The following is a 25,586-nucleotide window of genomic DNA, read 5'->3' on the forward strand; positions in this document are numbered from 1 at the left end:
GCGCCTGTTTACCTCACCGCGCCCCCAGCAGAGCCAGGATCAACTTAAAGCCCCCTGCGACGAGGTTTACCCAATGGCACTGACACGCGAACAACACATAGTGGCCCTGGAACAAGACTGGGCAGAGAACCCCCGCTGGAAAGGCGTCAGCCGTACCTATACGGCGACCGATGTCGTACGCCTAAGGGGCTCGGTGCAGCCTGAGCACACCCTTGCCCGCCTGGGTGCGGAAAAACTCTGGAAGCTGGTGACCGAAGGCGCCAAACCTTCTTTTCGCCCTGAAAAAGACTTCGTCAACTGCATGGGGGCGCTGACCGGCGGCCAAGCTGTGCAACAGGTCAAGGCCGGCATCCAGGCCATTTACCTCTCGGGTTGGCAGGTGGCGGCAGACAACAACTCGGCCGAGTCAATGTACCCGGACCAGTCGTTATACCCGGTTGACTCGGTACCTGCCGTGGTCAAGCGGATCAACAATGCGTTTCGCCGTGCCGACCAGATCCAGTGGAAAGCGGGCAAGAACCCCGGCGATGCCGGCTATACCGATTACTTCGCGCCCATCGTGGCCGATGCCGAAGCCGGTTTCGGTGGTGTGCTCAACGCCTATGAGCTGATGCGGGCAATGATTGAAGCTGGCGCCGCCGGCGTGCATTTCGAAGACCAATTGGCGTCAGTAAAAAAATGCGGGCACATGGGCGGCAAGGTGTTGGTACCCACCCAGGAGGCCATACAAAAGCTGGTGGCTGCGCGCTTGGCCGCGGACGTCGCCGGCGTGCCAACCATCATCCTGGCACGTACCGACGCCAACGCGGCAGACTTGCTGACCTCCGACTGCGACCCTTACGACCAGCCTTTCGTAACGGGTGAGCGCACCGCCGAAGGCTTTTATCGTGTCCGCGCAGGGCTTGACCAAGCCATCGCCCGAGGCCTGGCCTATGCGCCGTATGCGGACATGGTCTGGTGCGAAACCGCCAAGCCTGATTTGGCCGAAGCCCGCCGCTTCGCCGAGGCGATCAAAAAGCAATATCCGGATCAGATTCTTTCCTATAACTGTTCGCCTTCATTCAATTGGAAGAAAAACCTCGACGACGCGACCATCGCCAAGTTCCAGCTCGAACTGTCGGCAATGGGCTACAAGCACCAGTTCATCACCCTGGCCGGGATCCACAACATGTGGCATGGCATGTTCAATCTGGCATACGACTATGCACGCAACGACATGACCGCTTACGTGAAGCTGCAAGAACAAGAGTTTGCCGATGCGAACCGAGGCTACACCTTTGTGGCCCACCAGCAAGAAGTCGGCACCGGCTACTTCGACGACATGACCACCGTCATCCAGGGCGGTGCGTCATCGGTCACGGCCCTGACCGGCTCGACCGAAGAAGCGCAGTTTCACTGACAAGCGCCGCACCCTTACGCCGCAAGCCAGTGTGCGCCTGGGTTGCGGCTTTTTATTGTGGGCCTGTTTCGGCGGCCGTGCCCCTGCCTAAACGCCAGGTGCGCTGGTTGCGCCCTGTTGCCCGCACGGCTTCGCCGCCCTCGGCTGGGCGCTGAATTATTCCAATCGGCTTTGATCCAGGTCCATACCCACAAAAGAAGGATCGCGTAAAACCCTGGACGGTCTATATTTGAAACGATGGGCATCGCCAGCAAACAACAATCAAATGCAGATGCTACTAGTTATCATTTAAAAAGCGATGAGTTTCGTTGCTGTCACGGAGAAACATAGTTGAACGAAATAGCGATAATGGCTGAAGCGGCCGGCCTGCGGAGGTTATAGCAGTGCCCTATGTGGCCGATGCGGGAAATTAATTTGGTTATGCAAATTTACTTACCGTGGCTTTGCCCATAAAATCTCGCGGATCGTTTCAGCTGCGACATAACGTCACTGCGGCACATTTACACAACCACAGGGTTCACCAGCTTCCACTGCCCGCTCTGTTAAGGATTAAAGCATGACCCATTCAGCAGGATTCCTGGCCCACAATTGGGGCTTTGCCATTTTCCTCCTGGGTGTCGCCGGCCTGTGTGCGTTCATGCTCGGCTTGTCGAGCCTGCTGGGTAGCAAAGCGTGGGGCCGTGCCAAAAACGAACCGTTCGAATCCGGTATGTTGCCGGTGGGCACTGCTCGCCTGCGCTTGTCCGCCAAATTTTATCTGGTCGCGATGCTTTTCGTGATCTTCGATATCGAAGCCCTGTTCCTCTTCGCCTGGTCCGTTTCGGTCCGTGAGAGCGGTTGGGCCGGCTTCGCTGAAGCTTTCATATTCATAGCAATTCTGTTGGCAGGTCTTGTCTACCTTTGGCGAGTGGGTGCGCTCGATTGGGCACCTGAAGGTCGTCGCAAGCGGCAGGCGAAGCTAAAACAATGAGGCTTTGGCAATGCAATACAACCTTACGCGCATCGATCCGGACGCTCCGAACGAGCAATATCCTGTCGGCCAACGGGAAACCGTAACCGACCCACTGGAAGACCAGGTTCACAAGAACGTCTTCATGGGGAAACTCTCCGACGTGCTCAGTGGCGCGGTCAACTGGGGGCGCAAGAACTCGTTATGGCCCTATAACTTTGGCCTTTCGTGCTGCTACGTGGAAATGACCACGGCCTTCACGGCGCCCCATGACGTCGCCCGCTTCGGTGCCGAAGTGATCCGCGCTTCGCCACGCCAGGCCGACTTCATGGTCGTGGCCGGCACCTGCTTCATCAAGATGGCGCCGATCGTCCAGCGCCTGTACGAACAGATGCTCGAACCTAAATGGGTCATTTCCATGGGCTCGTGCGCTAACTCTGGTGGCATGTACGATATTTACTCGGTCGTGCAAGGCGTGGACAAGTTCCTGCCTGTGGACGTGTACGTGCCTGGCTGCCCTCCTCGCCCCGAAGCGTTCCTGCAAGGCCTGATGCTGCTGCAGGAATCCATCGGGCAGGAGCGCCGCCCGCTGTCCTGGGTCGTGGGCGACCAAGGCATCTACCGTGCCGACATGCCCTCGCAACGGGAACAGCGCCGCGAGCAACGCATCGCGGTCACCAACCTGCGCAGCCCCGACGAAGTCTGAGCCGTCGATATAGGGCGCCGCTGATTCAGTGGCGCCTGGCGAACGGGTTTCATTCTTTGACGTTGACCGAAAGCGACCGAGATCATGACAACAGCGGACACCGCTCTGTATATCCCGCCCTACAAGGCAGACGACCAGGATGTGGTCGTCGAATTGAACAACCGTTTCGGCCCTGATGCCTTTACCGCCCAGCAAACCCGCACCGGTATGCCGGTATTGTGGGTCGCACGCCAGCAGCTCAAAGACGTATTGAGCTTCTTGCGCAACCTGCCCAAGCCCTATTCGATGCTCTACGACCTCCACGGTATCGATGAGCGTTTGCGCACACAGCGCCGGGGCCTGCCCAATGCCGACTTCACCGTGTTCTACCACCTGCTCTCGGTGGAGCGTAACAGTGACGTGATGATCAAGGTGGCCCTGGCCGAGGGCGACCTCAACCTGCCCACCGCCACCTCGATCTGGCCGAATGCGAACTGGTACGAACGTGAAGTCTGGGACATGCTCGGCATTACCTTCGAGGGCCACCCGCACCTGACGCGTATTCTTATGCCGCCGACCTGGCAAGGCCACCCGATGCGCAAGGATTACCCGGCGCGTGCTACCGAGTTCGACCCCTACAGCCTCACCCTGGCCAAGCAGGAATTGGAAGAAGAAGCAGCGCGCTTCAAGCCCGAAGCCTGGGGCATGAAGCGCTCCGGGGCGAACGAGGATTACATGTTCCTCAACCTCGGCCCCAACCACCCCTCGGCCCACGGCGCTTTTCGCATCATCTTGCAACTCGATGGCGAAGAGATCGTCGATTGCGTACCCGACATCGGCTACCACCATCGCGGTGCCGAAAAAATGGCCGAGCGCCAATCCTGGCACAGCTTCATCCCGTACACCGACCGTATCGACTACTTGGGCGGGGTGATGAACAACCTGCCGTATGTGCTGGCGGTCGAGAAGCTGGCGGGCATCAAAGTGCCGCAGAAGGTCGACACCATCCGCGTGATGCTCGCCGAATTCTTCCGCATCACCAGCCACCTGCTGTTCCTGGGGACCTATATCCAGGACGTGGGCGCCATGACCCCGGTGTTCTTCACCTTCACCGACCGCCAGCGCGCTTACACGGTGATCGAGGCGATCACCGGCTTTCGCATGCACCCGGCCTGGTACCGCATCGGTGGCGTGGCCCATGATCTGCCGCGCGGTTGGGACAAGCTGGTCAAGGACTTCGTTGAGTGGTTGCCCAAACGCCTGGACGAATACGTCAAAGCCGCCTTGCAGAACAGCATCCTGCGCGCCCGCACCGTCGGCGTAGCCCAGTACAACACCGCCGAGGCGCTCAGTTGGGGCACCACCGGCGCGGGCCTGCGCTGTACCGGTTGCGACTTCGACCTGCGCAAGGCGCGCCCGTATTCGGGCTATGAGAACTTCGACTTCGAGGTCCCGCTGGCTCATAACGGCGATGCCTATGACCGCTGCATCGTGCGCGTCGAGGAGATGCGCCAAAGTATCCGCATCATCGACCAGTGCCTGCGCAACATGCCCGAAGGCCCGTACAAGGCGGACCACCCGCTGACCACGCCGCCGCCTAAGGAGCGCACCCTGCAGCACATCGAAACCCTGATCACCCACTTTCTGCAGGTTTCCTGGGGCCCGGTCATGCCGGCCAACGAAGCCTTCCAGATGATTGAGGCGACCAAGGGCATCAATAGCTATTACCTGACGAGCGACGGCGGCACCATGAGCTACCGTACCCGTATCCGTACCCCCAGTTATCCGCACTTGCAGCAGATCCCCTCGGTGATCCGCGGCAGCATGGTCGCCGACCTGATCGCGTACCTGGGCAGTATCGATTTCGTCATGGCCGATGTGGACCGTTGAGCATGAACAGCACGCTGATCCAAACTGACCGTTTCGCCCTGAGCGAAACCGAGCGCTCGGCCATCGAGCACGAAATGCACCACTACGAAGACCCCCGCGCGGCGTCGATCGAAGCGTTGAAAATCGTCCAGAAAGAACGGGGTTGGGTGCCCGACGGCGCTGTCTACGCCATCGGCGAGGTACTGGGTATTCCGGCCAGCGACATCGAGGGCGTGGCCACCTTCTACAGCCAGATCTTCCGCCAGCCGGTGGGTCGGCACATCATCCGCGTATGCGACAGCATGGTCTGCTACATCGGCGGCCATGAATCGGTGGTGGCCAAGATCCAGGCCGAACTGGGCATTGGCCTGGGCCAGACCACTGAAGACGGCCGCTTCACGCTGCTGCCGGTGTGCTGCCTGGGTAATTGCGACAAGGCGCCGGCACTGATGATCGACGACGATACCTTCGGTGACGTGCAGCCGGACGGCGTCGCCCAACTGCTGGAGGGCTACGTATGACCCTTACCTCTTTCGGGCCCGCCAACCGCATCGCCCGCGCACCGGAAACCCACCCGCTGACCTGGCGCCTGCGTGATGACGCAGAGCCGGTATGGCTTGAGGAATACCAAAGCAAGAACGGTTATACCGCCGCGCGCAAAGCACTGGCGGACTTCGCCCCCGACGACCTCGTGCAGTCGGTAAAAGACTCCGGGCTCAAGGGCCGTGGCGGTGCGGGCTTCCCCACCGGGGTGAAGTGGGGCCTGATGCCCAAGGATGAATCGCTCAACATCCGCTACCTGCTGTGCAACGCCGATGAAATGGAGCCCAATACCTGGAAGGACCGCCTGCTCATGGAGCAGTTACCCCACCTGCTGATCGAAGGCATGTTGATCAGCGCGCGGGCACTGAAGGCCTACCGTGGCTACATCTTCCTGCGCGGCGAGTACGTCACGGCAGCCCGCCACCTCAGCCGGGCGATCGACGAAGCCAAGGCCGCCGGCCTGCTGGGCAAGAACATCCTCGGCAGCGGTTTTGATTTCGAGCTGTTCGTGCACACTGGGGCCGGGCGTTACATTTGCGGTGAAGAAACCGCCTTGATCAACTCCCTCGAAGGCCGCCGCGCCAACCCGCGGTCCAAGCCGCCGTTTCCGGCCGCGGTGGGCGTATGGGGCAAGCCTACCTGCGTGAACAACGTCGAAACCTTGTGCAACGTGCCGGCCATCGTGCTCAACGGCAACGATTGGTACAAGGGCCTGGCCCGCGAGGGCAGCGACGACCACGGCACCAAGCTGATGGGGTTCTCCGGCAAGGTGAAGAACCCCGGCTTGTGGGAGCTGCCCTTCGGCGTGACCGCCCGCGAACTGTTCGAAGACTACGCCGGTGGTATGCGCGACGGTTACACCCTCAAGTGCTGGCAGCCTGGCGGTGCCGGTACCGGGTTTTTGCTACCTGAACACCTGGACGCGCAAATGTACGCCGGCGGTATCGGCAAGGTCGGCACCCGGATGGGCACAGGCCTGGCAATGGCCGTCGACCACACGGTGAACATGGTTTCTCTGCTGCGCAACCTGGAAGAATTCTTCGCCCGGGAGTCCTGCGGCTGGTGCACCCCTTGCCGCGATGGCCTGCCGTGGAGCGTGAAACTTCTACATTCGCTGGAAAAGCGCCAGGGCACCCGGGAAGACATCGACACCTTGCTGGGGCTGGTGAACTTCCTCGGCCCCGGCAAAACCTTCTGCGCCCATGCCCCTGGGGCCGTGGAGCCGCTGGGCAGTGCGATCAAGTATTTTCGCGAGGAATTCGAAGCCGGCGTCGCGCCTACCAGCGCCGCGCCGGTGCCAGGGCTTGGCCAGCCGCAACCGATACCGGCCGGCGCCTGACAGCAACCACAGGTCGGCGGCGCGAGCCGCTACCCACGCCTGAAGACGCCGATTGCGCCAGGCGGATGACAAGATTTCCATTAGCCTCGCCCGCTTACGCGGGCCAACGAAGAACTTTGAACCATGGCCACTATCCACGTAGACGGCAAAGCGCTCGAAGTCGATGGAGCCGACAACCTACTACAGGCTTGTCTGTCCCTGGGCCTCGACATCCCCTACTTCTGCTGGCACCCCGCGCTTGGTAGCGTGGGGGCCTGCCGCCAGTGCGCGGTGAAGCAGTACAGCGACGAAAACGACAAACGCGGGCGGCTGGTGATGTCTTGCATGACCCCCGCCACCGACAACACCTGGATCAGCATCGACGACGAGGAAGCCAAGCAGTTTCGCAGCAGTGTCGTCGAATGGCTGATGACCAACCACCCTCACGACTGCCCGGTCTGCGAAGAAGGCGGACATTGCCACCTACAAGACATGACCGTGATGGTGGGCCATAACGAGCGCCGTTACCGCTTCACCAAGCGCACCCATCAGAACCAAGACCTGGGCCCGTTCATCGCCCATGAGATGAACCGCTGCATCGCCTGCTACCGCTGCGTGCGCTTTTACAAGGACTACGCCGGCGGCACCGACCTGGGCGTATACGGTGCCCACGACAACGTGTATTTCGGCCGGGTCGAAGACGGGGTGCTGGAAAGCGAGTTCTCCGGCAACCTCACAGAAGTGTGCCCCACTGGCGTTTTCACCGACAAAACCCACTCCGAGCGGTACAACCGTAAGTGGGACATGCAATTCGCCCCGAGCATCTGCCACGGCTGCTCCAGTGGCTGCAACATCAGCCCCGGTGAGCGCTATGGCGAACTGCGCCGTATCGAAAACCGCTACAACGGTGCGGTTAACCACTACTTTTTGTGTGACCGCGGGCGCTTCGGCTACGGGTACGTCAACCGCAAGGACCGCCCACGCCAACCCTTGCTGGGCCAACATACACTCACGCTCGACGAGAGCCTCGACAAGGCCGCCGAGCTGTTGCGTGGGCGCACCCTCATCGGCATCGGCTCGCCGCGGGCGAGCCTCGAAAGCAACTACGCCCTGCGTGAGTTGGTCGGCGCCGGGTATTTCTACAGCGGCATCGAAGCGGGTGAACTTTCGCGCATTCGCCTGGCGCTGAGCGTGCTGCAAAACAGCCCGTTGCCGATCCCCAGCCTGCGCGAGGTCGAAGACCACGACGCGGTATTCGTGCTGGGTGAAGACCTCACCCAAACCGCTGCGCGCCTGGCCCTGGCCCTGCGCCAGTTGGTCAAGGGCAAGGCCGAGGGCATGGCACAAGCCATGCGGGTGCAGCCATGGCTGGACGCCGCGGTGAAAAACATTGGCCAGCACGAAATGAACCCGCTGTTCATCGCCAGCCTGGCCGATACCCGGCTCGACGACATTGCCGAGCAATGCGTGCACGCTGCCCCGGCGGACCTGGCCCGTATCGGCTTTGCCGTGGCCCACGCCATCGACCCCAGCGCTCCGGCCGTCGCCGGCCTGGATGCCGAGGCACAAGCGTTCGCCCAAGCCATTGCCGATGCGCTGCTGGCGGCCAAGCGGCCGTTGGTGGTGTCAGGTACGTCACTGGGTAGCGAGGCGTTGATCCAGGCTGCCGCTAACGTTGCCAAGGCCCTCGCCGCCCGTGAAAAGGCCGGTTCGTTGAGCCTGGTGGTGCCGGAAGCCAACAGCCTGGGCCTGGCCCTGCTTGGTGGCGATTCGCTCGATGCCGCGCTGCAGCAAGTGATCGATGGCCACGCCGATGCGATCGTAGTGCTGGAAAACGACCTGTACACCCGCGTCGATGCCGCTAAGGTCGACGCCGCCTTGGCCGCGGCCAAGGTGCTGGTTGTGGCCGACCACCAAATGACCGCCACCGCCGAACGCGCCAACCTCGTGCTGCCGGCTGCTAGCTTCGCCGAAGGCGACGGTACGCTGGTCAGCCAGGAGGGCCGTGCCCAACGTTTCTTCCAGGTATATGACCCAGCCTACCTCGATGCCAGCAACCTCATTCACGAGGGCTGGCGTTGGCTGCACGCGCTGCGTGCGACCCTGCTGGGCAAGGCGGTAGATTGGACCCTGCTCGACCATGTGACCCTGGCGTGTGCCAATGCCAGCAAATCGTTGGCGCGTATCGTTGATGCGGCGCCGTCTGCCGGGTTCCGTATCAAGGGTATGAAGCTGGCCCGCGAACCGCTGCGCTACAGTGGCCGTACCGCCATGCGCGCCAACATCAGCGTGCACGAGCCGCGCACTTCGCAAGACCCGGATTCAGCCTTTGCGTTTTCCATGGAAGGTTACTCGGGCTCCGCCGAACCGCGCCAGCAGGTGCCATTCGCCTGGTCGCCCGGGTGGAACTCGCCCCAGGCCTGGAACAAGTTTCAGGACGAAGTAGGCGGTAGCCTGCGCGCAGGTGACCCGGGCGTGCGCCTGATCGAGCCGGCCGGCGACAACCTGGCCTGGTTCGAGGCGCCGCCCGCCTTCGCCCCGGCCCAGGGCACCTGGTACGCCGTGCCGTTCTACCACCTGTTTGGCAGTGAGGAAACCTCCTCCAAGGCCGCGCCGGTGCAGTCTCGTACTCCACAGGCGTATGTGGCGCTGGCCGCCTCCGAGGCGGCCCGGCTGGGCGTGAATGACGGTGCGATACTGAGCCTGAACATAGCCGGCACGGTCCTGCGCCTGCCACTGATAATCAACCACGAACTGGGCGCCGGCCTGGTTGGGCTGCCCAAGGGCTTGGCTGGCATCCCGGCCGCATTCAGCGGCCTCACGGTGGATGGGCTTCAGGAGGCTGCACAATGAGTTGGCTAACCCCAGTAGTGGTCGACGTCATCATTCAAGTGCTCAAGTGCATCGTGGTGCTGCTCGCGGTGGTGGTGGGCGGTGCGCTGCTGTCGTTCATCGAACGGCGCTTGCTCGGTTGGTGGCAAGACCGTTACGGCCCGAACCGCGTGGGCCCGTTCGGCATGTTCCAGATTGCCGCCGACATGCTGAAGATGTTTTTCAAGGAAGACTGGAACCCACCCTTCGTCGACCGGGTGATCTTCACCCTCGCCCCCGTGGTGGCCATGAGCGCCTTGCTGATCGCCTTCTCGGTCATCCCTATCACGGCCACCTGGGGCGTGGCAGACCTGAACATCGGGTTGCTGTTCTTCTTCGCCATGGCCGGCCTGTCGGTGTATGCGGTGCTGTTCGCCGGCTGGTCGAGCAATAACAAGTACGCGCTGCTCGGTAGCCTGCGCGCCTCGGCGCAAACGGTGTCTTATGAAGTGTTCATGGGCCTGGCGTTGATGGGTGTGGTGGTGCAGGTGGGCTCGTTCAACATGCGCGACATCGTTGAATACCAGGCACAAAACCTGTGGTTGATCATTCCGCAGTTTTTCGGCTTCTGCACGTTCTTCATCGCCGGCGTAGCGGTGACCCACCGCCACCCTTTCGACCAACCCGAAGCGGAGCAGGAGTTGGCCGACGGCTACCACATCGAATACGCCGGCATGAAATGGGGCATGTTCTTCGTGGGTGAATACATTGGCATCATCCTGGTGTCGGCGCTGTTGGTCACCTTATTTTTCGGTGGCTGGCATGGCCCGTTCAACCTGCTGCCGCAGCTGTCGTTCCTTTGGTTCGCACTCAAAACGTCGTTTTTCATCATGCTGTTCGTGCTGCTGCGCGCCTCGATCCCGCGCCCGCGCTATGACCAAGTGATGGAATTCGGCTGGAAGTTCTGCCTGCCACTGACCCTGTTAAACCTACTGGTCACCGCCGCGGTCGTGCTTTTGCACGCCCCGGCCGGCGCGGTTCAGTGAGGATCCCCACCATGTTCAAATACATCGGCGACATCATGAGCGGCACCTACTCCCAGCTTCGCAGCTTGGTAATGGTTTTCGGCCATGGTTTTCGCAAACGCGACACCCTGCAATACCCCGAAGAAGCCGTGTACCTGCCACCGCGTTATCGCGGGCGCATCGTGCTCACCCGCGACCCGGACGGTGAAGAGCGTTGCGTGGCCTGCAACCTGTGCGCCGTGGCATGCCCGGTGGGGTGCATTTCATTGCAAAAGGCCGAAACCGAAGACGGCCGCTGGTACCCGGAATTCTTCCGCATCAATTTTTCGCGTTGCATTTTCTGCGGCCTGTGCGAGGAAGCGTGCCCGACCACGGCGATCCAGCTCACGCCGGATTTCGAAATGGCCGAGTACAAGCGCCAGGAGCTGGTCTACGAAAAAGAGGACCTGCTGATCTCCGGCCCCGGCAAGAACCCGGACTATAACTTCTATCGCGTCGCGGGCATGGCCGTGGCCGGCAAGCCGAAAGGCGCCGCGCAGAACGAAGCCGAGCCGATCAACGTGAAGAGCCTGCTGCCTTAAGGACGAACGATGGAATTCGCTTTCTACTTCGCATCCGGTGTTGCAGTGCTGGCCACCCTTCGGGTGATCACCAACACCAACCCCGTGCATGCTTTGCTGTACTTGATCATTTCGCTGATTGCCATTGCCATGACGTTTTTCGCCCTAGGTGCGCCGTTCGCCGGCATCCTGGAGGTTATCGCCTACGCTGGCGCCATCATGGTGCTGTTCGTGTTCGTGGTGATGATGCTTAACCTGGGGCCTGCCCAGGCGGCGCAGGAAAAAGCCTGGTTCAAGCCCGGCATCTGGGCCGGGCCCATGCTGCTGGGTGTACTGCTGTTGCTGGAATTGGGCGTGGTGTTGTTCGGCCACCCCAGCGCCACCGCCATCGGCACCACTACCGTCGACGCCAAGGCCGTGGGCATCAGCCTGTTCGGGCCTTACTTGCTGGTGGTGGAATTGGCCTCCATGCTGCTGCTCGCGGGCGTGGTCACGGCTTTTCACATCGGGCGCCACGAGGCCAAGGAGTAAGCCATGCCTGCCATTCCATTGGAACACGGCCTTGCCGTCGCCGGCGTGCTGTTCACGCTCGGCCTCGTCGGGCTACTCGTACGGCGGAACATCCTCTTCATATTGATGAGCCTCGAAATCATGATGAACGCCTCGGCCTTGGCCTTCATCGTCGCCGGTAGCCGCTGGGGCCAGCCGGATGGGCAGATCATGTTCATCCTGGTGATCAGCCTGGCAGCCGCGGAGGCCAGTATTGGCCTGGCGATCTTGATCCAGTTGTATCGCCGTTTCCATACGCTCGATATCGATGCAGCCAGCGAGATGCACGGATGAACCTACTATTCCTGACTTTCGTCTTTCCCCTGATCGGTTTCCTGCTGCTGTCGTTTTCACGCGGGCGCTGGTCGGAAAACACCGCGGCGGCCATCGGCGTCGGCGCCTTGGGGCTGTCGGCCATCGTCGCGGCTTACGTGATCTGGCAATTCAACGTGGCGCCGCCCGCGGGCGGCGCATTCACCCAGCACCTATGGACCTGGATAGACGTCGACGGCTTTACCCCAACCTTCACCCTGTACCTGGACGGCCTGGCCGTGACCATGCTGGGTGTGGTGGTCGGGGTGGGCTTTCTGATCCATCTGTTCGCCTCGTGGTACATGCGCGGCGACCCGGGCTATTCGCGGTTCTTCTCCTACACCAACCTGTTCATCGCCAGCATGCTGTTTCTGGTGCTGGGTGACGACCTGCTGTTCCTGTACCTGGGTTGGGAAGGCGTAGGCCTGTGCAGTTACCTGTTGATCGGCTTCTACTACAGCGAACGCAAAAACGGTAACGCGGCATTGAAAGCGTTCATCGTGACCCGCATTGGTGACGTGTTCATGGCCATCGGCCTGTTCATTCTGTTTTACCAACTGGGCACACTGAACATCCAGGCGCTGCTGGCCCGGGCCCCAGGCCACTTCCAGGTCAACGACTTCTGGATCGTGCTGGCGACCCTGATGCTACTGGGCGGCGCCGGAGGTAAATCGGCGCAACTGCCGCTGCAAACCTGGCTGGCCGACGCCATGGCCGGCCCCACGCCTGTCTCGGCGCTGATCCACGCGGCCACCATGGTGACCGCGGGCGTTTACCTGATCGCCCGTACCCATGGCCTGTTCGAGCTGGCGCCGGGCATCCTGCACCTGGTTGGCATCATCGGCGCGGTGACGCTGGTACTGGCCGGTTTCGCCGCGTTGGTGCAAACCGACATCAAGCGCATCCTGGCCTACTCGACCATGAGCCAGATCGGCTACATGTTCATGGCCCTGGGGGTGGGCGCCTGGTCGGGGGCGATCTTCCACCTGATGACCCACGCCTTTTTCAAGGCGCTGCTGTTCCTGGCCTCCGGTGCGGTGATCATCGCCTGCCACCATGAACAGAACATCTTTAAGATGGGTGGGCTTTGGAAAAAGCTACCGCTAGCCTATGCAAGCTTCATCGTCGGTGGCGCGGCCCTGTCGGCGCTGCCGATTATCACGGCCGGCTTCTACTCCAAGGATGAAATCCTCTGGGAAGCCTTCGCCAGCGGCCACACCTACCTGCTGTATGCCGGGTTGCTGGGCGCCTTCATGACGTCGATCTACACCTTCCGTTTGATCTTCATTGCCTTCCACGGTGAAGCCAAGACCGAAGCCCATGCCGGGCATGGCATCGCCCACTGGCTGCCACTGGGCACGCTGATCGTGCTGTCGACCTTCATCGGCGCATGGATTCACCCACCGTTGGCCGGGGTATTGCCCGAGAGCGTGGGCCATGCCGGCGGCGGCGCGCAGCACAGCCTGGAAATCGCCTCCGGCGCTATCGCCCTGGCGGGTATCCTGCTGGCCGCCCTGTTGTTCCTGGGCAGGCGCAGCGTTGCCACGGCAATGGCCAACAGTGGCCCTGGCCGGTTGCTGTCGCGCTGGTGGTTCGCCGCCTGGGGCTTCGATTGGCTGTACGACAAGCTGTTCGTCAAACCTTACCTGCTGATCAGCCACCTGTTGCGCAAGGACCCGGTGGACAAAACCATCAGCCTGATCCCGGCCATGGCCAAAGGCGGCAATGCCGCCTTGAGCCGAAGCGAAACCGGGCAGTTGCGCTGGTACGCAGCTTCCATCGCCTTCGGTGCCGTGCTGGTCATCGGCGCCGTCGTCGCGGCTGCGGTGTGACCATGAACCTTGCGACTTTGCGACTTTGCGAAAGGAATTGACCCCGTCATGATTTTGCCTTGGCTGATCCTGATCCCCTTCATCGGTGGCCTGCTGTGCTGGCTGGGTGAGCGCGGTGCCGCCACCCTGCCACGCTGGATTGCGCTGCTGACCATGACCCTGGAATTCGCCCTAGGCCTCTGGCTGTGGGCCACCGGGGACTATACCTTGGCCCCGGCGCCAGGCGCCGCACCCCACTGGGCTGTAGAGTTCCACGTGGGCTGGATCCAGCGCTTCGGCATCAGCATCCACTTGGCCCTCGATGGCCTATCGTTGCTGATGGTGTTGCTCACTGGCCTGCTCGGCATGCTCTCGGTACTGTGCTCCTGGAAGGAAATCCAGCGGCACGTCGGCTTTTTCCACCTTAACCTGATGTGGATCCTCGGGGGCGTGGTCGGCGTATTCCTGGCCGTGGACATGTTCCTGTTTTTCTTCTTCTGGGAAATGATGCTGGTGCCGATGTACTTCCTGATCGCGCTGTGGGGCCATAGCTCGGCCGACGGCAAGCGCACCCGGATCTACGCGGCGACCAAGTTCTTCATTTTTACCCAAGCCAGCGGCTTGATCATGCTGGTGGCGATTCTCGGCTTGGTGCTGGTGCACTACAACCAAACCGGCATCCTTACCTTCAGCTACGGTGAGTTGCTCAAGGCGCAGTTACCCGCCGGGACCGAGTTCGTGTTGATGCTGGGCTTCTTCGTCGCCTTCGCGGTGAAACTGCCCGTGGTGCCGGTGCACTCCTGGCTGCCCGATGCCCACGCCCAAGCGCCAACCGCCGGTTCCGTGGACCTGGCCGGTATCCTGCTGAAAACCGCCGCCTATGGCCTGCTGCGCTTCGCCCTCCCGTTGTTCCCGCACGCTTCGGCAGAGTTCGCGCCGGTGGCCATGACCCTGGGCTTGATCGGGATTTTCTACGGGGCGTTCCTGGCCTTCGCGCAAACCGACATCAAGCGCCTGATCGCCTATTCGAGCGTTTCGCACATGGGCTTCGTATTGATCGCGATCTACTCGGGTAGCCAACTGGCGCTGCAGGGCGCTGTGGTGCAAATGCTGGCCCATGGGGTATCGGCCGCGGCGCTGTTTATTCTCTCTGGCCAACTGTACGAACGCCTGCACACCCGTGACATGCGCGAAATGGGCGGGTTGTGGGCGCGAATTCCGTACCTGCCGGCGATCAGCCTGTTCTTCGCCGCCGCATCGCTGGGTTTGCCGGGTACCGGCAACTTCGTTGGCGAGTTCTTGATTCTGCTGGGCAGTTTCAAGGCTACGCCGTGGATTTCGGCGATCGCTACGTCCGGCTTGGTATTCGGTTCGGTGTACTCGCTGATCATGATCCACCGTGCCTATTTTGGGCCGGCCAAGGCCACCAGCGTGCTGCCCGGCATGGATGGCCGGGAGATGACCATGATTCTGGGCCTGGCCGTACTGCTGGTGTGGTTGGGCTTATACCCACAGCCGTTCCTCGACACCTCGTCGGCGACCATCAGCGGTGTGCAGCACTGGTTCAGCACCGCCTTCACTCAACTTGCTTCGGCCCGGTAAGAGCGCTATGGAACTGACCTCTCAACACTTTCTGGCACTGGCGCCGCTGCTAATTACCAGCGCCACCGCCGTCGTGGTGATGCTGGCAATTGCCTGGCGTCGCAACCATTCGATGACCTTCTTGCTGTCGTGCGCCGGGTTGAACCTGGCGCTGCTATCGATACTGCCGGTACTCAAAGTCACGCCGTTGAGCGTGACCACGCTGTTGCAGGTGGACAATTTTGCCTGCCTGTACATGGCGTTGATCTTGATCGCCACTTTGGCCTGCGTAACATTGGCACATGCCTACCTGGGTGAAAGCGTCGAAGGCGCCGGCTACCCTGGCAACCGCGAAGAGCTGTACCTGCTGATCATCCTCGCCGCCGCTGGCGGCCTGGTGCTGGTGATGGCGCAGCACTTGTCGACGCTGTTCATCGGCTTGGAGCTGCTCTCGGTACCGACCTACGGCCTGATCGCCTACGCCTTTTTCGATAAACGCTCGCTGGAGGGCGGCATCAAGTACATGGTGCTGTCGGCCGCGGGCTCGGCGTTTTTGCTGTTTGGCATGGCGTTGGTGTATGCCGATGCCGGTAGCCTGTCGTTCAGCGCGATCGGTTCGGTATTAGCCGCCACCGGACAACCGAGCAGCCTGGCACAGTTGGGCCTGTCGATGATGCTGGTGGGCCTGGCATTCAAGCTGTCGCTGGTGCCCTTCCACCTTTGGACACCAGACGTGTACGAAGGCGCCCCAGCACCGGTAGCGGCCTTTCTGGCCACCGCCAGCAAGGTCGCGGTGTTCGCCGTGGTGGTGCGCTTGTTCCAGTTGTCGCCGCTGACCTCTAGCGGCATGGTCTACACCGTGCTGGCGGTGATCGCGGTGCTGTCGATCCTGGTTGGCAACTTGCTGGCTGTGCTGCAAAGTAATATCAAGCGCTTGTTGGGCTACTCGTCCATCGCTCACTTCGGTTACCTGCTGATCGCACTGGTGGCCAGCAAAGGGCTGGCGGTCGAAGCCATTGGCGTGTACCTGGCCACCTACGTGCTCACAAGCTTGGGCGCCTTCGGTGTGATCACACTGATGTCTTCGCCGTACCACGGCCGGGACGCCGATGCGCTGTTCGAATACCGCGGGCTGTTCTGGCGCCGCCCATACCTTACGGCCGTGCTCACGGTGATGATGCTGTCGCTGGCGGGTATCCCGCTTACCGCGGGGTTCATTGGCAAGTTCTATGTGATCGCCACCGGCGTCGAATCCCAGCTATGGTGGCTGGTGGGCGCGTTGGTGATCGGTAGCGCCATCGGCGTGTTCTATTACCTGCGGGTCATGGTCACGCTGTACCTGCGCGAAGCGGACATCCCGCGCCGCGATGCGCCGCTTAAGTGGGAACAGCGCGCAGGCGGCGTGATGTTGTTGGCGGTTGCCATATTGGCGTTCGTGCTGGGCGTGTACCCGCAGCCGCTGATCGACCTGGTGCAGCACGCAGGGTTGCACCCGATGGGCTGACCCTTACCCGCTATAGCCGACACCCCGCCACCGTGCGGGGTGTTTTGGTTTTAAGGTCAACCAAACAGCTTGATCGCCGTCTTGGCTACTAACTCGCCTTGGTGGCGCGCGCCGTCCAGGTCCAGCTGGCTGGGTTGGCGTGAACCGTCGCCACCGGCCAACGTGGTGGCCCCGTAAGGCGCGCCACCGACGACCTCGTCCAGGGTCGTCATGCCTTGGTAGCTATAGGGCAGCCCCACGATGATCAAGCCGAAGTGCAGCAGGTTGGTAATGATCGAGAACAGGGTTGTTTCCTGCCCACCATGTTGGGTGGCGGTCGACGCAAACGCCGCACCCACCTTGCCGTTGAGCGCGCCCTTGGCCCAAAGCCCACCGGCCTGGTCGAGAAAGGCCGCCATTTGGCTGCTGATACGGCCAAAGCGGGTGGGCGTACCCACGATGATGGCGTCGTAGTCGGCCAACTCTGCCACGGTTGCTACCGGCGCTGCCTGGTTGAGCTTGAAACCTGCATTTTGCGCCACCTCCGGCGGCGCGGTTTCTGGAACTCGCTTGATGTCTACCGTGGCACCGGCCCCACGTGCGCCTTCGGCCACCGCGTTCGCCATCGTTTCTACGTGGCCATAGGTCGAATAATACAGAACGAGAACTTTTGCCATGGACATGCTCCTGATCAGCACGCGCCGGAATTAGCGCGCGCGAGCCTTGACCAAAGCGTAGAAGGCCCACGCCGTTGCGCCAGTTTGGCTTACGCGTGCGGCGGTTTGGTGGGCGCTGGCAAAGGCTCGGCGTATTGGGCCTTGAGGTGGCCATCTTGGTCCAACAGCCAAGCGTCGAGCACTTCACGCACCACGGGGCCAGCCACCCGACCCCCGGCCTCACCGTTCTCGATCATTACCGCGACCACGATCTTGGGGTTTTCCGCCGGGGCAAAACCTACGAACAAGGCGTTGTCGCGGTTGCGCTCGGAGGTCCGTTCGCGGTTATAGCGCTCGCCCTGGCGAATGGCGACCACCTGGGCGGTGCCGCTCTTGCCGGCGATACGGTACTGGGCGCCCACCGCCGTTTGCCGCGCGATGCCACGGGGGTCATGCAGCACGGCCTGCATGCCGCGGTTGACCTGCTCCCATTCGTTGGGATCGTGCAGCACGATATTGGGCATGGGGTTTTCATCCACCGGGGGTTGGCCACCGATCAATTGCGCCAAACGGGGGCGGTGCCAAACGCCCTTGCTGGCGATCAGCGACGTGGCTTGGGCCAACTGCAACGGCGTGACCTGCATGTAGCCCTGGCCGATACCGAGGATCAAGGTCTCGCCGGGGAACCATGGCTGGCGCCGCGTGGCGCGCTTCCATTGCTCCGATGGCATCAAGCCTGGCGCCTCTTCGAACATGTCCAGCGATACCTTTTGGCCGATACCGAACCGGCTCAGGTAATCGTGCAAGCGGTCGATGCCCAACCGGTGCGCGGTTTCGTAAAAGTACACGTCGTTGGAACGCATGATCGCCGAGTACAGGTCGACCCAACCGTCGCCGGAGTGGTTCCAGTTGCGGTACTTGTGGTCGTAGTTGGGCAATTGATAGTAACCGGGGTCGAACACCCGCGTGCCGGCGTTGATCACGCCACTGTCGAGGCCCGCGACAGCCACTTCAGGCTTGATAGTCGAACCCGGTGCATACAGGCCACGCAACACGCGGTTGAACAAGGGGCGGTCGAGTGAATCGCGAAGGGCGGTGTACTGCTTGAAGCTGATGCCGGTGACGAATAGGTTGGGGTCGAAGCCTGGCTCGCTGACCATCGCCAGCACTTCGCCCGTGTTGGGTTCCAGCGCCACGATGGCGCCACGGCGACCCGCCAGGGCTTTTTCGGCGGCGCGCTGCAAATTGATGTCCAGGCTCAGGGTGATGCTTTTACCGGCCACCGGATCCGTATGGCGCAGCACCCTCATCACCCGGCCCTGGGCGTTGGTCTCGACCTCCTCGAAACCCACGTGGCCGTGCAGTTGCGGTTCGTAAAAACGCTCTACGCCGGTTTTGCCCACCGACTGGGTGCCACGGTATTCGGTCTGGTCGAGGGTTTTCGCCTCGTTTTCGTTGATGCGCCCCACGTAACCCAGCGAATGCGCAAACAGCTCGCCGTAGGGGTACTCACGCACGAACTGGGCCTCGACATCCAACCCTGGCAGGCGGAACTGGTTCACCGCGATGTCGGCGATCTGTTCTTCATTGAGCTCGTACATTAGCGTAACGGGCTCGAACGGGTGGCGGGAACGCTTAAGGTCCTTGTCGAATTCACGGCGCTGGTCTTCGGACAGATGCAGGATCTGAGCCAGCGTGTCGAGCACCTGAGGTGCATCGCCAGCACGCTCGCGAGTCAGCGTGAGGTTGAAGCTGGGGCGGTTATCGGCCAGCACCACGCCGTTGCGGTCGTAGACGATGCCACGTTCAGGTGGGATAGGCAGCACATGGACACGGTTGTTCTCGGACACCGTGGAGTGGTAGGCGTACTGGATCACCTGCAGAAAATACAGCCGGCCCACCAATGCCAATGCCAGCATCAGCACCAGCAGCGCACAGGCGATCAACCGACGGTTGACCAAGCTTTTTTCTTTCTCGTGGTCTTTAAGGGGAATCGGGTTGGGCATGCATACCGCTCGTTGGCTGAAACAGGCCCCTACAGGTGGGAACGCTGTCGCGCAAAGGCGGGGATGTTAACCAATGCCCGCCGGGCCCTCAAGCGGCGTTAACGCCCCGCCGACGTGAGGGTTTCTTCAGGTTCAGGGTAGCGGCATCGGCCGGCGGTTGTCGGTGAAGATGCTCCAGCTCGACATGAACAGCGCGGCGATCAGCGGGCCGATCACAAAACCGTTGAGGCCGAACACCGCAAGCCCTCCCAGGGTGGACACCAACACCAGGTAGTCGGGCATGCGGGTATCTTTGCCGACCAGGATCGGCCGCAGCACGTTATCCACCAGGCCGATCACGAATACCCCGTAAAGGGCCAGCCCGATGCCCTTCCATAACGCACCAGTGACCATGAAATACACCGCAACCGGCGCCCACACCACGCCCGCACCGACCGCAGGCAGCAGCGACATAAAGGCCATCAGTACAGCCCACAGCAGCGAACTGGGGATATTCAACAACCAGAACATAATGCCGCCCAGCGCCCCTTGGGCTATCGCCACCAACATATTACCCTTGACCGTGGCCCTCACCACCCGCGTGAACTTCAACTGCAGGCGGCGCTTTTGCTGGTCCGCTAGAGGGATCGCCATACGTACCCGGCGCACCAGTTCTGGGCCGTCGCGCAAAAAGAAGAACACCAGGTACAGCATGACGGCAAAGCCGACGATCACGTCGAAAGTGCCTTGCCCCAGGTAAAACGCCTGGCTGGCCAACGCTTGGCCTCCGGCAGTGGCCCAATTGGTCACGCGATCGCGTAGCCCTTCTAGGTTGCCCATACCGAAGCGGTCGAGCAATTGCTGTAGGGAAACCGGTAGCGCCTGCTTGATGTGGTCGATGTTGCCGGCGATGTCCAGTTGGCCGCTTTCGATGCTTTTGTATAACGAGGCACCCTCTTGCACCAGCAAAGCGCTGACGATCACCATCGGCAATACGGCCACCACCACGCACACGCACAGCGTGACCAGCGCGCAGACCTTGCGTTGCCATTTAAAGCGCCGGGCCAGGCGCCGTTGCAAGGGCGCGAACAGGATCCCGAGGATCACCGCCCAAAACACAGCGCCATAATAAGGCAAGAGGATCCATATGAAGGCGACGGTGACCGACACCAATAAGGCCAGAAGGGTTTTATATTGCAGGGTGTTTTCGTTCATGTGCGTTCCGCTGTGGCCTGCCGAGCGCGCCAGTTGGCGCCCTCTGGGTTAGTCCACGGGCGGCCCGGCAAAGTGCCCGGTTGCAAAAGGCACCGCCACCATTTTGTAGCCAACGGCTAAGGTGCCACCCTAGATACGGAACTGGCCGACCAACCGGCCCAAATGCTCGCCCAGGCCGGCCAGGCTGCGGGCAGTGGCCGCACCTTGCTCGGTTTCATCCGCTACCTGGTCCACCGAATGGGCAATTTGGTGAACGCTACGGTTGATTTCTTCGGCGACGGCCGTTTGCTCCTCTGCCGCACTGGCGATCTGCGCATTCATGTTGCTGATGGTTGCGATCAGGCCGGCGATGGTGTCTAGCGACACCCCCGCCTGGTTGGCCTGCTCAGAGGTGTCATCACCGGCGTCACTGGAACGGCGCATCGCTTCAACCGCCCCCTCGGTGCCTTGTTGCAGCCGGTCGATCATGCCCTGGATCTCTTGGGTGCTTTGCTGGGTACGGCTGGCCAGCGCGCGCACCTCGTCGGCCACCACGGCAAAGCCACGCCCGGCCTCCCCCGCCCGGGCGGCTTCGATGGCGGCATTGAGCGCCAACAGGTTGGTTTGGTCTGCGATGGAACGGATCACGCCCAGCACGCCAACAATAGACTTCACGTCGCTTTGCAGGCTGTCCAACGACGCCCCGCTTTGGCGAATGTCGCTGACCAATGAGTGAATCCGCTTCACACTGCCCTCGACCACCCGCCGCGCCTGCTGCCCTTCCGTATCGGTTTGGTGGGCGGCTTGCGCGGCATTTTGTGCGCTGCGGGCCACTTCCTGGGCCGCGCTGGACATCTCATTGATGGCTGTGGCGACCTGGTCGGTTTCCTGCCGTTGGCGCTGCATGGCCTGCTCCGAACGTTGCGCCTGGCTGCTCACCTCGCCGACCAAGCCGTTGAGTTGCCCAGTCATCTCGGCAATCTGCCGCACCAGGTTATGGATTTTGTCGACAAAGCGGTTGAACGACTGCGCCAGCTCGCCGATTTCGTCGCTGCCGCTGGCCGGCAGGCGCTGGGTCAGGTCACCTTCACCCGCGGCGATGTCGTCCAGGTTCGCTTTCATGGCCATGAGCGGGCGCAACACCGTGCCCGACAGCAGCAAGCCGAGTATCCCAATGACCACCACCACCGCCACGGCGATACCGACGATGCTCCACAGTATTTCATGCACCCGCGCATGAACCTGGGTTTGCAGTTGCGCCACCCGGGCATCGATACCGTCGATGTTGATGACCGTACCCAGTGCCATGTCCCACTTGGGCAGGTAGTAGCTGTAGGCGAGCTTAGGCACCAGCTCGCTACTGCCTGGCAAGCTCGAGGAGTAGGTCATGTAGTGGCTGTTGTCTTTGGCGACCTCCACCAGCCCCCGGTTGACGTATACGCCATTGGGGTCTTTGGCCTCGATGAAACTCTTACCCACGCCGTCGGGGCTGCTGCCCTTGAACAAGCGAACGGCTTGCCCGTCATAGCCGAAAAAATAACCATCCTTGCCGTAGGTCACCTGCGAGAGCATCTTGATCGCCTGCTCACGGCTGGCATTATCGCCAGCGGTGGCTGCATCGTAGAGCGGCTTGATGGTGCCCAGGCCGATGCTGACGTAATCCTGCAGCATAGTATGGGCGTCGTTGAGTAAACGTTCTCGGGTCTGCTGCACTTCTTTGTCGGCCTGCTGGCGCAGGATGAGCACGGTAAGCACGCAGGTTACAATGGCGAACAACACGACCGGCAGAATGGCCAGAGACAGGACTTTACCTTTGAGGCTCAGGTGCATGATGGTTTCTCGAGGCAGGTTGAGGTAATGCCCCTTCTATCGGCGTGCCACGGCAAAGGTTTAGGCGTGGCCCAGCGGCCAACTGACGACCGCCCGCAGGCCGCCCAATTCGCTGGTTTGCAGTTCCAGCCTGGCCCCCCACGCCTGGGCAATGTCACGCACGATCCCCAGCCCCAGCCCGTGGCCCTGCACGCTTTCGTCCAAGCGTTGGCCACGCTCCAGTACCGCTTGGCGGCGCGAGGGCTCGATACCGGGCCCGTCGTCATCGACGCCAATGTGCAATGCATCGGCGTGCGCCTCTATCGTCAGCAGCACCGTGGCGTCCGCCCACTTACAGGCGTTGTCCAGCAGGTTACCCAGCAGCTCCAGCACATCTTCACGCTCCCGTGGGAGTTGCAAGCCCGGGGCAATTCGCGTGCAGAGCTGCAAGTGCCCGCCGTGGATCTTCGCCAAGGTCTGCATCAGGATGGGAATTTCCTCGTCGCAATCGAACCGCGCACCCGGCAGGGCATCGCCAGCCAAGCGTGCCCGATTCAGCTCGCGCCCGACCCGCCACTCGATCGCTCGCAGTTGTTCTTGCATCACTTGGCGCAGCGCCGGCGCGGCCTTGAGCTGCGCATGGTCAGCCAGGTTGAGCAATACCGCCAGGGGCGTTTTCAGTGCATGGCCGAGGTTCCCGGTCGCATTGCGGGCGCGCTTGAGGCTGTCTTCAGTGTGGGCCAGCAGGTGGTTAATCTGTTCGATCAAAGGCTCGAGCTCTGCCGCTTGGCCGTGGTCCAGTTGGCTACGCCGGCCTTGGCGCAGTTGCGCGATCTGCTGGCGCGCGCGCTCCAGCGGCGCCAATGCGCGCTTTACGGTGAAGCGTTGCAGTATCAGAATCAACAGCAAGGCAATAGCGCCGGTCCCCAGCCCTACCTGGCGCATGCGCTGGAAGCTTTGCCGCACCGGTGTGTAGTCTTGGGCCACGGTAATGGTCACGGTTTGCTGATACCGCCGGTAGTCGCTACGCAACACCAATAGCAGTTGGTTGTCCGGCCCTACTCGCCAGTCCGTATGCAACCCAGGCTGCTCGGGCAGCGGCAGCTCGGCATCCCACAAAGAGCGCGAGCGCCAATGGCTTTGTGGGGTATCAATGCGAAAATAGCGCCCGGAAAACGGCCGGTCGTAAGCGGGTAACAACCGCTCGGGGTTCAACCGCAGGCCCTGCGCGTCGCGGCCAACGGCTATCAGCAGGCTTTCGCTTTCGCTGCGAAGGCCCGCTTCCAGGTAACGCTGCAAACCCGCTTCGAACAGCCATAGGCTCACTTGTGCCGTAATCAGGCCCACCATCACCAATACCCCGATCAGGCCAAGGCTCAAGCGCCCCTGAATCGATTTCACCGGGCTACACCGGTAAAGCAGTACCCTTGGCCGCGTCGCGTTTCGATCACATCCCGGCCCAGCTTGCGGCGTAGGTGGTTCACGTGCACTTCCAGAACATTGGACTCCCTCTCGCTTTCGCCGTCATACAGGTGCTCAGCCAGTTGCTGCTTGGACAACAACTGCCCCGGGTGGAGCATGAAATAGCGCAGCAAGCGAAATTCCGCCGCGGTCAAGGCAAACGCTTCATCGCCTCGTTGCACCACCTGGCGGCTTTCATCCAACTCAAGCCCGGCGGCCTTGAGCGTAGGCTGGTTGGGTAAGCCCTTGGCGCGCCGCAGCAACGACTGCAGGCGCAGCAGCAACTCGTCGGGGTGGAAGGGTTTGGTCAGGTAATCGTCGGCGCCGGCGCGCAGCCCTTCGATTCGCTCGGCCCAGGAGCCCCGTGCGGTCAGCACCAACACAGGCGTACCCAAGCCCTCCCGGCGCCACTGGGCCAATACCTCCAGGCCAGGGATGCCTGGTAAGCCAAGGTCCAGCACAATGATGTCATACGGTTCTATCTGCGCTTGATACAGCGCATCGCGGCCATCGGTGCGCCAATCCACGGCGTAACCGTGGCGCGACAGGTTGCCCTGTAGCTCATCGGCCAGCGCCACGCTGTCCTCAACCAGTAGCAAACGCATTCAGTCGTCTTCCTTATCCTTGAGCAACTGGCCGGTGGCGGCGTCCAGCTCCAGCTCCCTGACCACGCCTTGGGAGGTCAACAACTCTACTTCATAGATATAGCGGCCATCATCGCGTTCAAGCTCTGCTTCCAGCAACCGGGCCCCGGGGTAGCGCGCAAGCGCCTGTGCAAGCAATTGCTCCAGCGGCAAAATCGCCCCCTGCTGGCGCAATTTTAGCGCTTGGTTCTGGTCGAGGTCATGGGCGCCGGCGCAGCTACTGAGCAGGGCCAGCAACAGCGCCGGTGTACGGCCAGTAAATCGGTGTTCGGGCATGGCTATGCCTGGTAGGTGTTGGACTGGCAAGGATACCCTACCTGCCTTAATCAGAACTGAACATGCCTGCCCGTAGGCGATTCAAAGCGTTACCATACGCCTTTTCGTTTGCACTGCCCCAGGACCCAACCCATTGGATATTTTCAAAGAGTTCACCTTCGAATCTGCCCACCGCTTGCCCAACGTACCGCAAGGCCACAAGTGTGCACGCCTGCATGGCCACTCGTTCAAGGTCGCAATACATATCAGCGGCCCGGTTGATCCCCATACGGGCTGGGTCCGCGACTTTTCTGAGATCAAAGCCATTTTCAAGCCTCTGTACGAGCGCCTGGACCACAATTACCTGAACGACATTCCGGGGTTGGAAAACCCCACCAGCGAGAACCTGGCCATGTGGATTTGGCAGCAGCTCAAGCCGTCACTGCCGGAACTGTCGAAGGTGCGGGTGCATGAAACCTGCACCAGTGGCTGCGAGTACAGTGGTGGCTAACCGCCCAATAGCCCGGCTTCGCCGGGTTTTTCCACGTTACAACGCCGTAAAAGACAAAACCCCAACCGCGTGAGCGATTGGGGTTTTGTGGGTTTGAATCTTGACGATGACCTACTCTCACATGGGGAAACCCCACACTACCATCGGCGATGCGTCGTTTCACTGCTGAGTTCGGG

Annotated in this window: 22 protein-coding genes, 1 rRNA gene and 1 pseudogene; 15 read left to right on the plus strand and 9 right to left on the minus strand. The window is 61.5% G+C overall.

Going from position 1 to position 25,586, the window contains the following annotated elements; all coding sequences use genetic code 11:
• Positions 1-73 precede the first annotated feature (73 nt).
• The 14 genes from aceA to nuoN all read left to right on the plus strand — a co-directional run bounded on the left by aceA (position 74) and on the right by nuoN (position 16,916).
• Positions 74-1,399: an isocitrate lyase gene (aceA, locus tag HAQ05_RS18730; protein WP_190423285.1), complete on the plus strand. Its 1,326-nt coding sequence runs from the start codon at positions 74-76 to the stop codon at positions 1,397-1,399.
• A gap of 556 nt (positions 1,400-1,955) precedes the next feature.
• Positions 1,956-2,369: an NADH-quinone oxidoreductase subunit A gene (locus tag HAQ05_RS18735; RefSeq protein ID WP_190423287.1), complete on the plus strand. Its 414-nt coding sequence runs from the start codon at positions 1,956-1,958 to the stop codon at positions 2,367-2,369.
• 10 nt (positions 2,370-2,379) lie between these two features.
• Entirely contained in the window at positions 2,380-3,054 is a 675-nt protein-coding gene (locus tag HAQ05_RS18740; protein WP_190423289.1) for a NuoB/complex I 20 kDa subunit family protein, read from the plus strand.
• An 84-nt stretch (positions 3,055-3,138) separates the two neighbouring features.
• Positions 3,139-4,923, plus strand: a complete 1,785-nt coding sequence (gene nuoC / locus HAQ05_RS18745; protein ID WP_190423291.1) for an NADH-quinone oxidoreductase subunit C/D — start codon at positions 3,139-3,141, stop codon at positions 4,921-4,923.
• Positions 4,924-4,925: 2 nt separating this feature from the next.
• On the plus strand, positions 4,926-5,423 hold the full coding sequence (nuoE, locus tag HAQ05_RS18750; protein WP_190423293.1) for an NADH-quinone oxidoreductase subunit NuoE: 498 nt from the start codon (positions 4,926-4,928) through the stop codon (positions 5,421-5,423).
• Positions 5,420-6,784 carry an NADH-quinone oxidoreductase subunit NuoF gene (nuoF, locus tag HAQ05_RS18755; RefSeq protein WP_190423295.1) on the plus strand — a complete coding sequence of 455 codons (1,365 nt, stop codon included), beginning with the start codon at positions 5,420-5,422 and terminating at the stop codon, positions 6,782-6,784. Before nuoE ends, nuoF begins: the two co-directional genes overlap by 4 nt.
• Positions 6,785-6,907: 123 nt before the next feature.
• Positions 6,908-9,616 carry an NADH-quinone oxidoreductase subunit NuoG gene (gene nuoG, locus HAQ05_RS18760; protein WP_190423297.1) on the plus strand — a complete coding sequence of 903 codons (2,709 nt, stop codon included), beginning with the start codon at positions 6,908-6,910 and terminating at the stop codon, positions 9,614-9,616.
• Complete coding sequence (gene nuoH / locus HAQ05_RS18765) at positions 9,613-10,620, plus strand: NADH-quinone oxidoreductase subunit NuoH (protein ID WP_190423299.1); 1,008 nt, start codon at positions 9,613-9,615, stop codon at positions 10,618-10,620. Before nuoG ends, nuoH begins: the two co-directional genes overlap by 4 nt.
• An 11-nt stretch (positions 10,621-10,631) precedes the next feature.
• Complete coding sequence (gene nuoI / locus HAQ05_RS18770; protein ID WP_190423301.1) at positions 10,632-11,180, plus strand: NADH-quinone oxidoreductase subunit NuoI; 549 nt, start codon at positions 10,632-10,634, stop codon at positions 11,178-11,180.
• 9 nt (positions 11,181-11,189) lie between these two features.
• Positions 11,190-11,690, plus strand: coding sequence for an NADH-quinone oxidoreductase subunit J (gene nuoJ / locus HAQ05_RS18775; protein WP_190423303.1), 501 nt, complete (start codon positions 11,190-11,192; stop codon positions 11,688-11,690).
• A 3-nt stretch (positions 11,691-11,693) separates the two neighbouring features.
• Positions 11,694-12,002: an NADH-quinone oxidoreductase subunit NuoK gene (gene nuoK, locus HAQ05_RS18780; protein WP_190423305.1), complete on the plus strand. Its 309-nt coding sequence runs from the start codon at positions 11,694-11,696 to the stop codon at positions 12,000-12,002.
• A complete protein-coding gene (gene nuoL, locus HAQ05_RS18785; RefSeq protein ID WP_190423307.1) occupies positions 11,999-13,852 on the plus strand; it encodes an NADH-quinone oxidoreductase subunit L in 1,854 nt (617 codons plus the stop codon). Before nuoK ends, nuoL begins: the two co-directional genes overlap by 4 nt.
• Positions 13,853-13,900: 48 nt before the next feature.
• The gene (gene nuoM, locus HAQ05_RS18790; protein ID WP_190423309.1) at positions 13,901-15,433 is read left to right on the plus strand and encodes an NADH-quinone oxidoreductase subunit M; all 1,533 of its coding nucleotides are present in this window, start codon (positions 13,901-13,903) and stop codon (positions 15,431-15,433) included.
• A gap of 7 nt (positions 15,434-15,440) precedes the next feature.
• A complete protein-coding gene (gene nuoN, locus HAQ05_RS18795; RefSeq protein ID WP_190423312.1) occupies positions 15,441-16,916 on the plus strand; it encodes an NADH-quinone oxidoreductase subunit NuoN in 1,476 nt (491 codons plus the stop codon).
• Between the two features lie 56 nt (positions 16,917-16,972).
• Here the strand turns inward: nuoN and wrbA are convergent, their stop codons facing one another.
• The 8 genes and pseudogenes from wrbA to HAQ05_RS18830 form a co-directional block, all read right to left on the minus strand.
• Positions 16,973-17,572 (minus strand): NAD(P)H:quinone oxidoreductase, encoded by a 600-nt coding sequence (gene wrbA, locus HAQ05_RS18800; protein WP_190423314.1) that lies wholly within the window; start codon positions 17,570-17,572, stop codon positions 16,973-16,975.
• 89 nt (positions 17,573-17,661) lie between these two features.
• Positions 17,662-19,557, minus strand: coding sequence for a penicillin-binding protein 2 (mrdA, locus tag HAQ05_RS18805; protein WP_190423316.1), 1,896 nt, complete (start codon positions 19,555-19,557; stop codon positions 17,662-17,664).
• Positions 19,558-19,689: 132 nt separating this feature from the next.
• Positions 19,690-20,751, minus strand: a complete 1,062-nt coding sequence (locus HAQ05_RS18810) for an AI-2E family transporter (protein WP_190423318.1) — start codon at positions 20,749-20,751, stop codon at positions 19,690-19,692.
• Positions 20,752-20,880: 129 nt separating this feature from the next.
• On the minus strand, positions 20,881-21,702 hold the full coding sequence (locus HAQ05_RS29525) for a methyl-accepting chemotaxis protein (protein WP_420825782.1): 822 nt from the start codon (positions 21,700-21,702) through the stop codon (positions 20,881-20,883).
• 36 nt (positions 21,703-21,738) lie between these two features.
• Positions 21,739-22,560: pseudogene (locus HAQ05_RS29530) on the minus strand (cache domain-containing protein); the annotation flags it as partial.
• Between the two features lie 60 nt (positions 22,561-22,620).
• Positions 22,621-23,940, minus strand: coding sequence for an ATP-binding protein (locus tag HAQ05_RS18820; RefSeq protein ID WP_190423321.1), 1,320 nt, complete (start codon positions 23,938-23,940; stop codon positions 22,621-22,623).
• Positions 23,937-24,605 (minus strand): response regulator transcription factor, encoded by a 669-nt coding sequence (locus tag HAQ05_RS18825; protein ID WP_190423322.1) that lies wholly within the window; start codon positions 24,603-24,605, stop codon positions 23,937-23,939. The genes HAQ05_RS18820 and HAQ05_RS18825 overlap by 4 nt, the downstream gene beginning before the upstream one ends.
• A complete protein-coding gene (locus HAQ05_RS18830) occupies positions 24,606-24,920 on the minus strand; it encodes a PepSY domain-containing protein (protein WP_190423323.1) in 315 nt (104 codons plus the stop codon). It abuts the gene before it with no gap.
• Positions 24,921-25,053: 133 nt separating this feature from the next.
• Here HAQ05_RS18830 and queD point away from each other — a divergent pair, with 133 nt between their 5' ends.
• Complete coding sequence (gene queD, locus HAQ05_RS18835; protein ID WP_190423324.1) at positions 25,054-25,410, plus strand: 6-carboxytetrahydropterin synthase QueD; 357 nt, start codon at positions 25,054-25,056, stop codon at positions 25,408-25,410.
• A 98-nt stretch (positions 25,411-25,508) separates the two neighbouring features.
• Here the strand turns inward: queD and rrf are convergent.
• Positions 25,509-25,586 (minus strand): 5S ribosomal RNA (rrf, locus tag HAQ05_RS29685); the annotation flags it as partial.

The organism is Pseudomonas typographi (genome assembly GCF_014694385.1).
Classification (GTDB): domain Bacteria; phylum Pseudomonadota; class Gammaproteobacteria; order Pseudomonadales; family Pseudomonadaceae; genus Aquipseudomonas; species Aquipseudomonas typographi.

Coding starts and splice junctions, on each gene's coding strand:
- aceA (WP_190423285.1), top strand. CDS start 74: ATGGCACTGACACGCGAACAACACATAGTGGCCCTGGAACAAGACTGG.
- HAQ05_RS18735 (WP_190423287.1), top strand. CDS start 1,956: ATGACCCATTCAGCAGGATTCCTGGCCCACAATTGGGGCTTTGCCATT.
- HAQ05_RS18740 (WP_190423289.1), top strand. CDS start 2,380: ATGCAATACAACCTTACGCGCATCGATCCGGACGCTCCGAACGAGCAA.
- nuoC (WP_190423291.1), top strand. CDS start 3,139: ATGACAACAGCGGACACCGCTCTGTATATCCCGCCCTACAAGGCAGAC.
- nuoE (WP_190423293.1), top strand. CDS start 4,926: ATGAACAGCACGCTGATCCAAACTGACCGTTTCGCCCTGAGCGAAACC.
- nuoF (WP_190423295.1), top strand. CDS start 5,420: ATGACCCTTACCTCTTTCGGGCCCGCCAACCGCATCGCCCGCGCACCG.
- nuoG (WP_190423297.1), top strand. CDS start 6,908: ATGGCCACTATCCACGTAGACGGCAAAGCGCTCGAAGTCGATGGAGCC.
- nuoH (WP_190423299.1), top strand. CDS start 9,613: ATGAGTTGGCTAACCCCAGTAGTGGTCGACGTCATCATTCAAGTGCTC.
- nuoI (WP_190423301.1), top strand. CDS start 10,632: ATGTTCAAATACATCGGCGACATCATGAGCGGCACCTACTCCCAGCTT.
- nuoJ (WP_190423303.1), top strand. CDS start 11,190: ATGGAATTCGCTTTCTACTTCGCATCCGGTGTTGCAGTGCTGGCCACC.
- nuoK (WP_190423305.1), top strand. CDS start 11,694: ATGCCTGCCATTCCATTGGAACACGGCCTTGCCGTCGCCGGCGTGCTG.
- nuoL (WP_190423307.1), top strand. CDS start 11,999: ATGAACCTACTATTCCTGACTTTCGTCTTTCCCCTGATCGGTTTCCTG.
- nuoM (WP_190423309.1), top strand. CDS start 13,901: ATGATTTTGCCTTGGCTGATCCTGATCCCCTTCATCGGTGGCCTGCTG.
- nuoN (WP_190423312.1), top strand. CDS start 15,441: ATGGAACTGACCTCTCAACACTTTCTGGCACTGGCGCCGCTGCTAATT.
- wrbA (WP_190423314.1), bottom strand. CDS start 17,572: ATGGCAAAAGTTCTCGTTCTGTATTATTCGACCTATGGCCACGTAGAA.
- mrdA (WP_190423316.1), bottom strand. CDS start 19,557: ATGCCCAACCCGATTCCCCTTAAAGACCACGAGAAAGAAAAAAGCTTG.
- HAQ05_RS18810 (WP_190423318.1), bottom strand. CDS start 20,751: ATGAACGAAAACACCCTGCAATATAAAACCCTTCTGGCCTTATTGGTG.
- HAQ05_RS29525 (WP_420825782.1), bottom strand. CDS start 21,702: ATGACTGGGCAACTCAACGGCTTGGTCGGCGAGGTGAGCAGCCAGGCG.
- HAQ05_RS18825 (WP_190423322.1), bottom strand. CDS start 24,605: ATGCGTTTGCTACTGGTTGAGGACAGCGTGGCGCTGGCCGATGAGCTA.
- HAQ05_RS18830 (WP_190423323.1), bottom strand. CDS start 24,920: ATGCCCGAACACCGATTTACTGGCCGTACACCGGCGCTGTTGCTGGCC.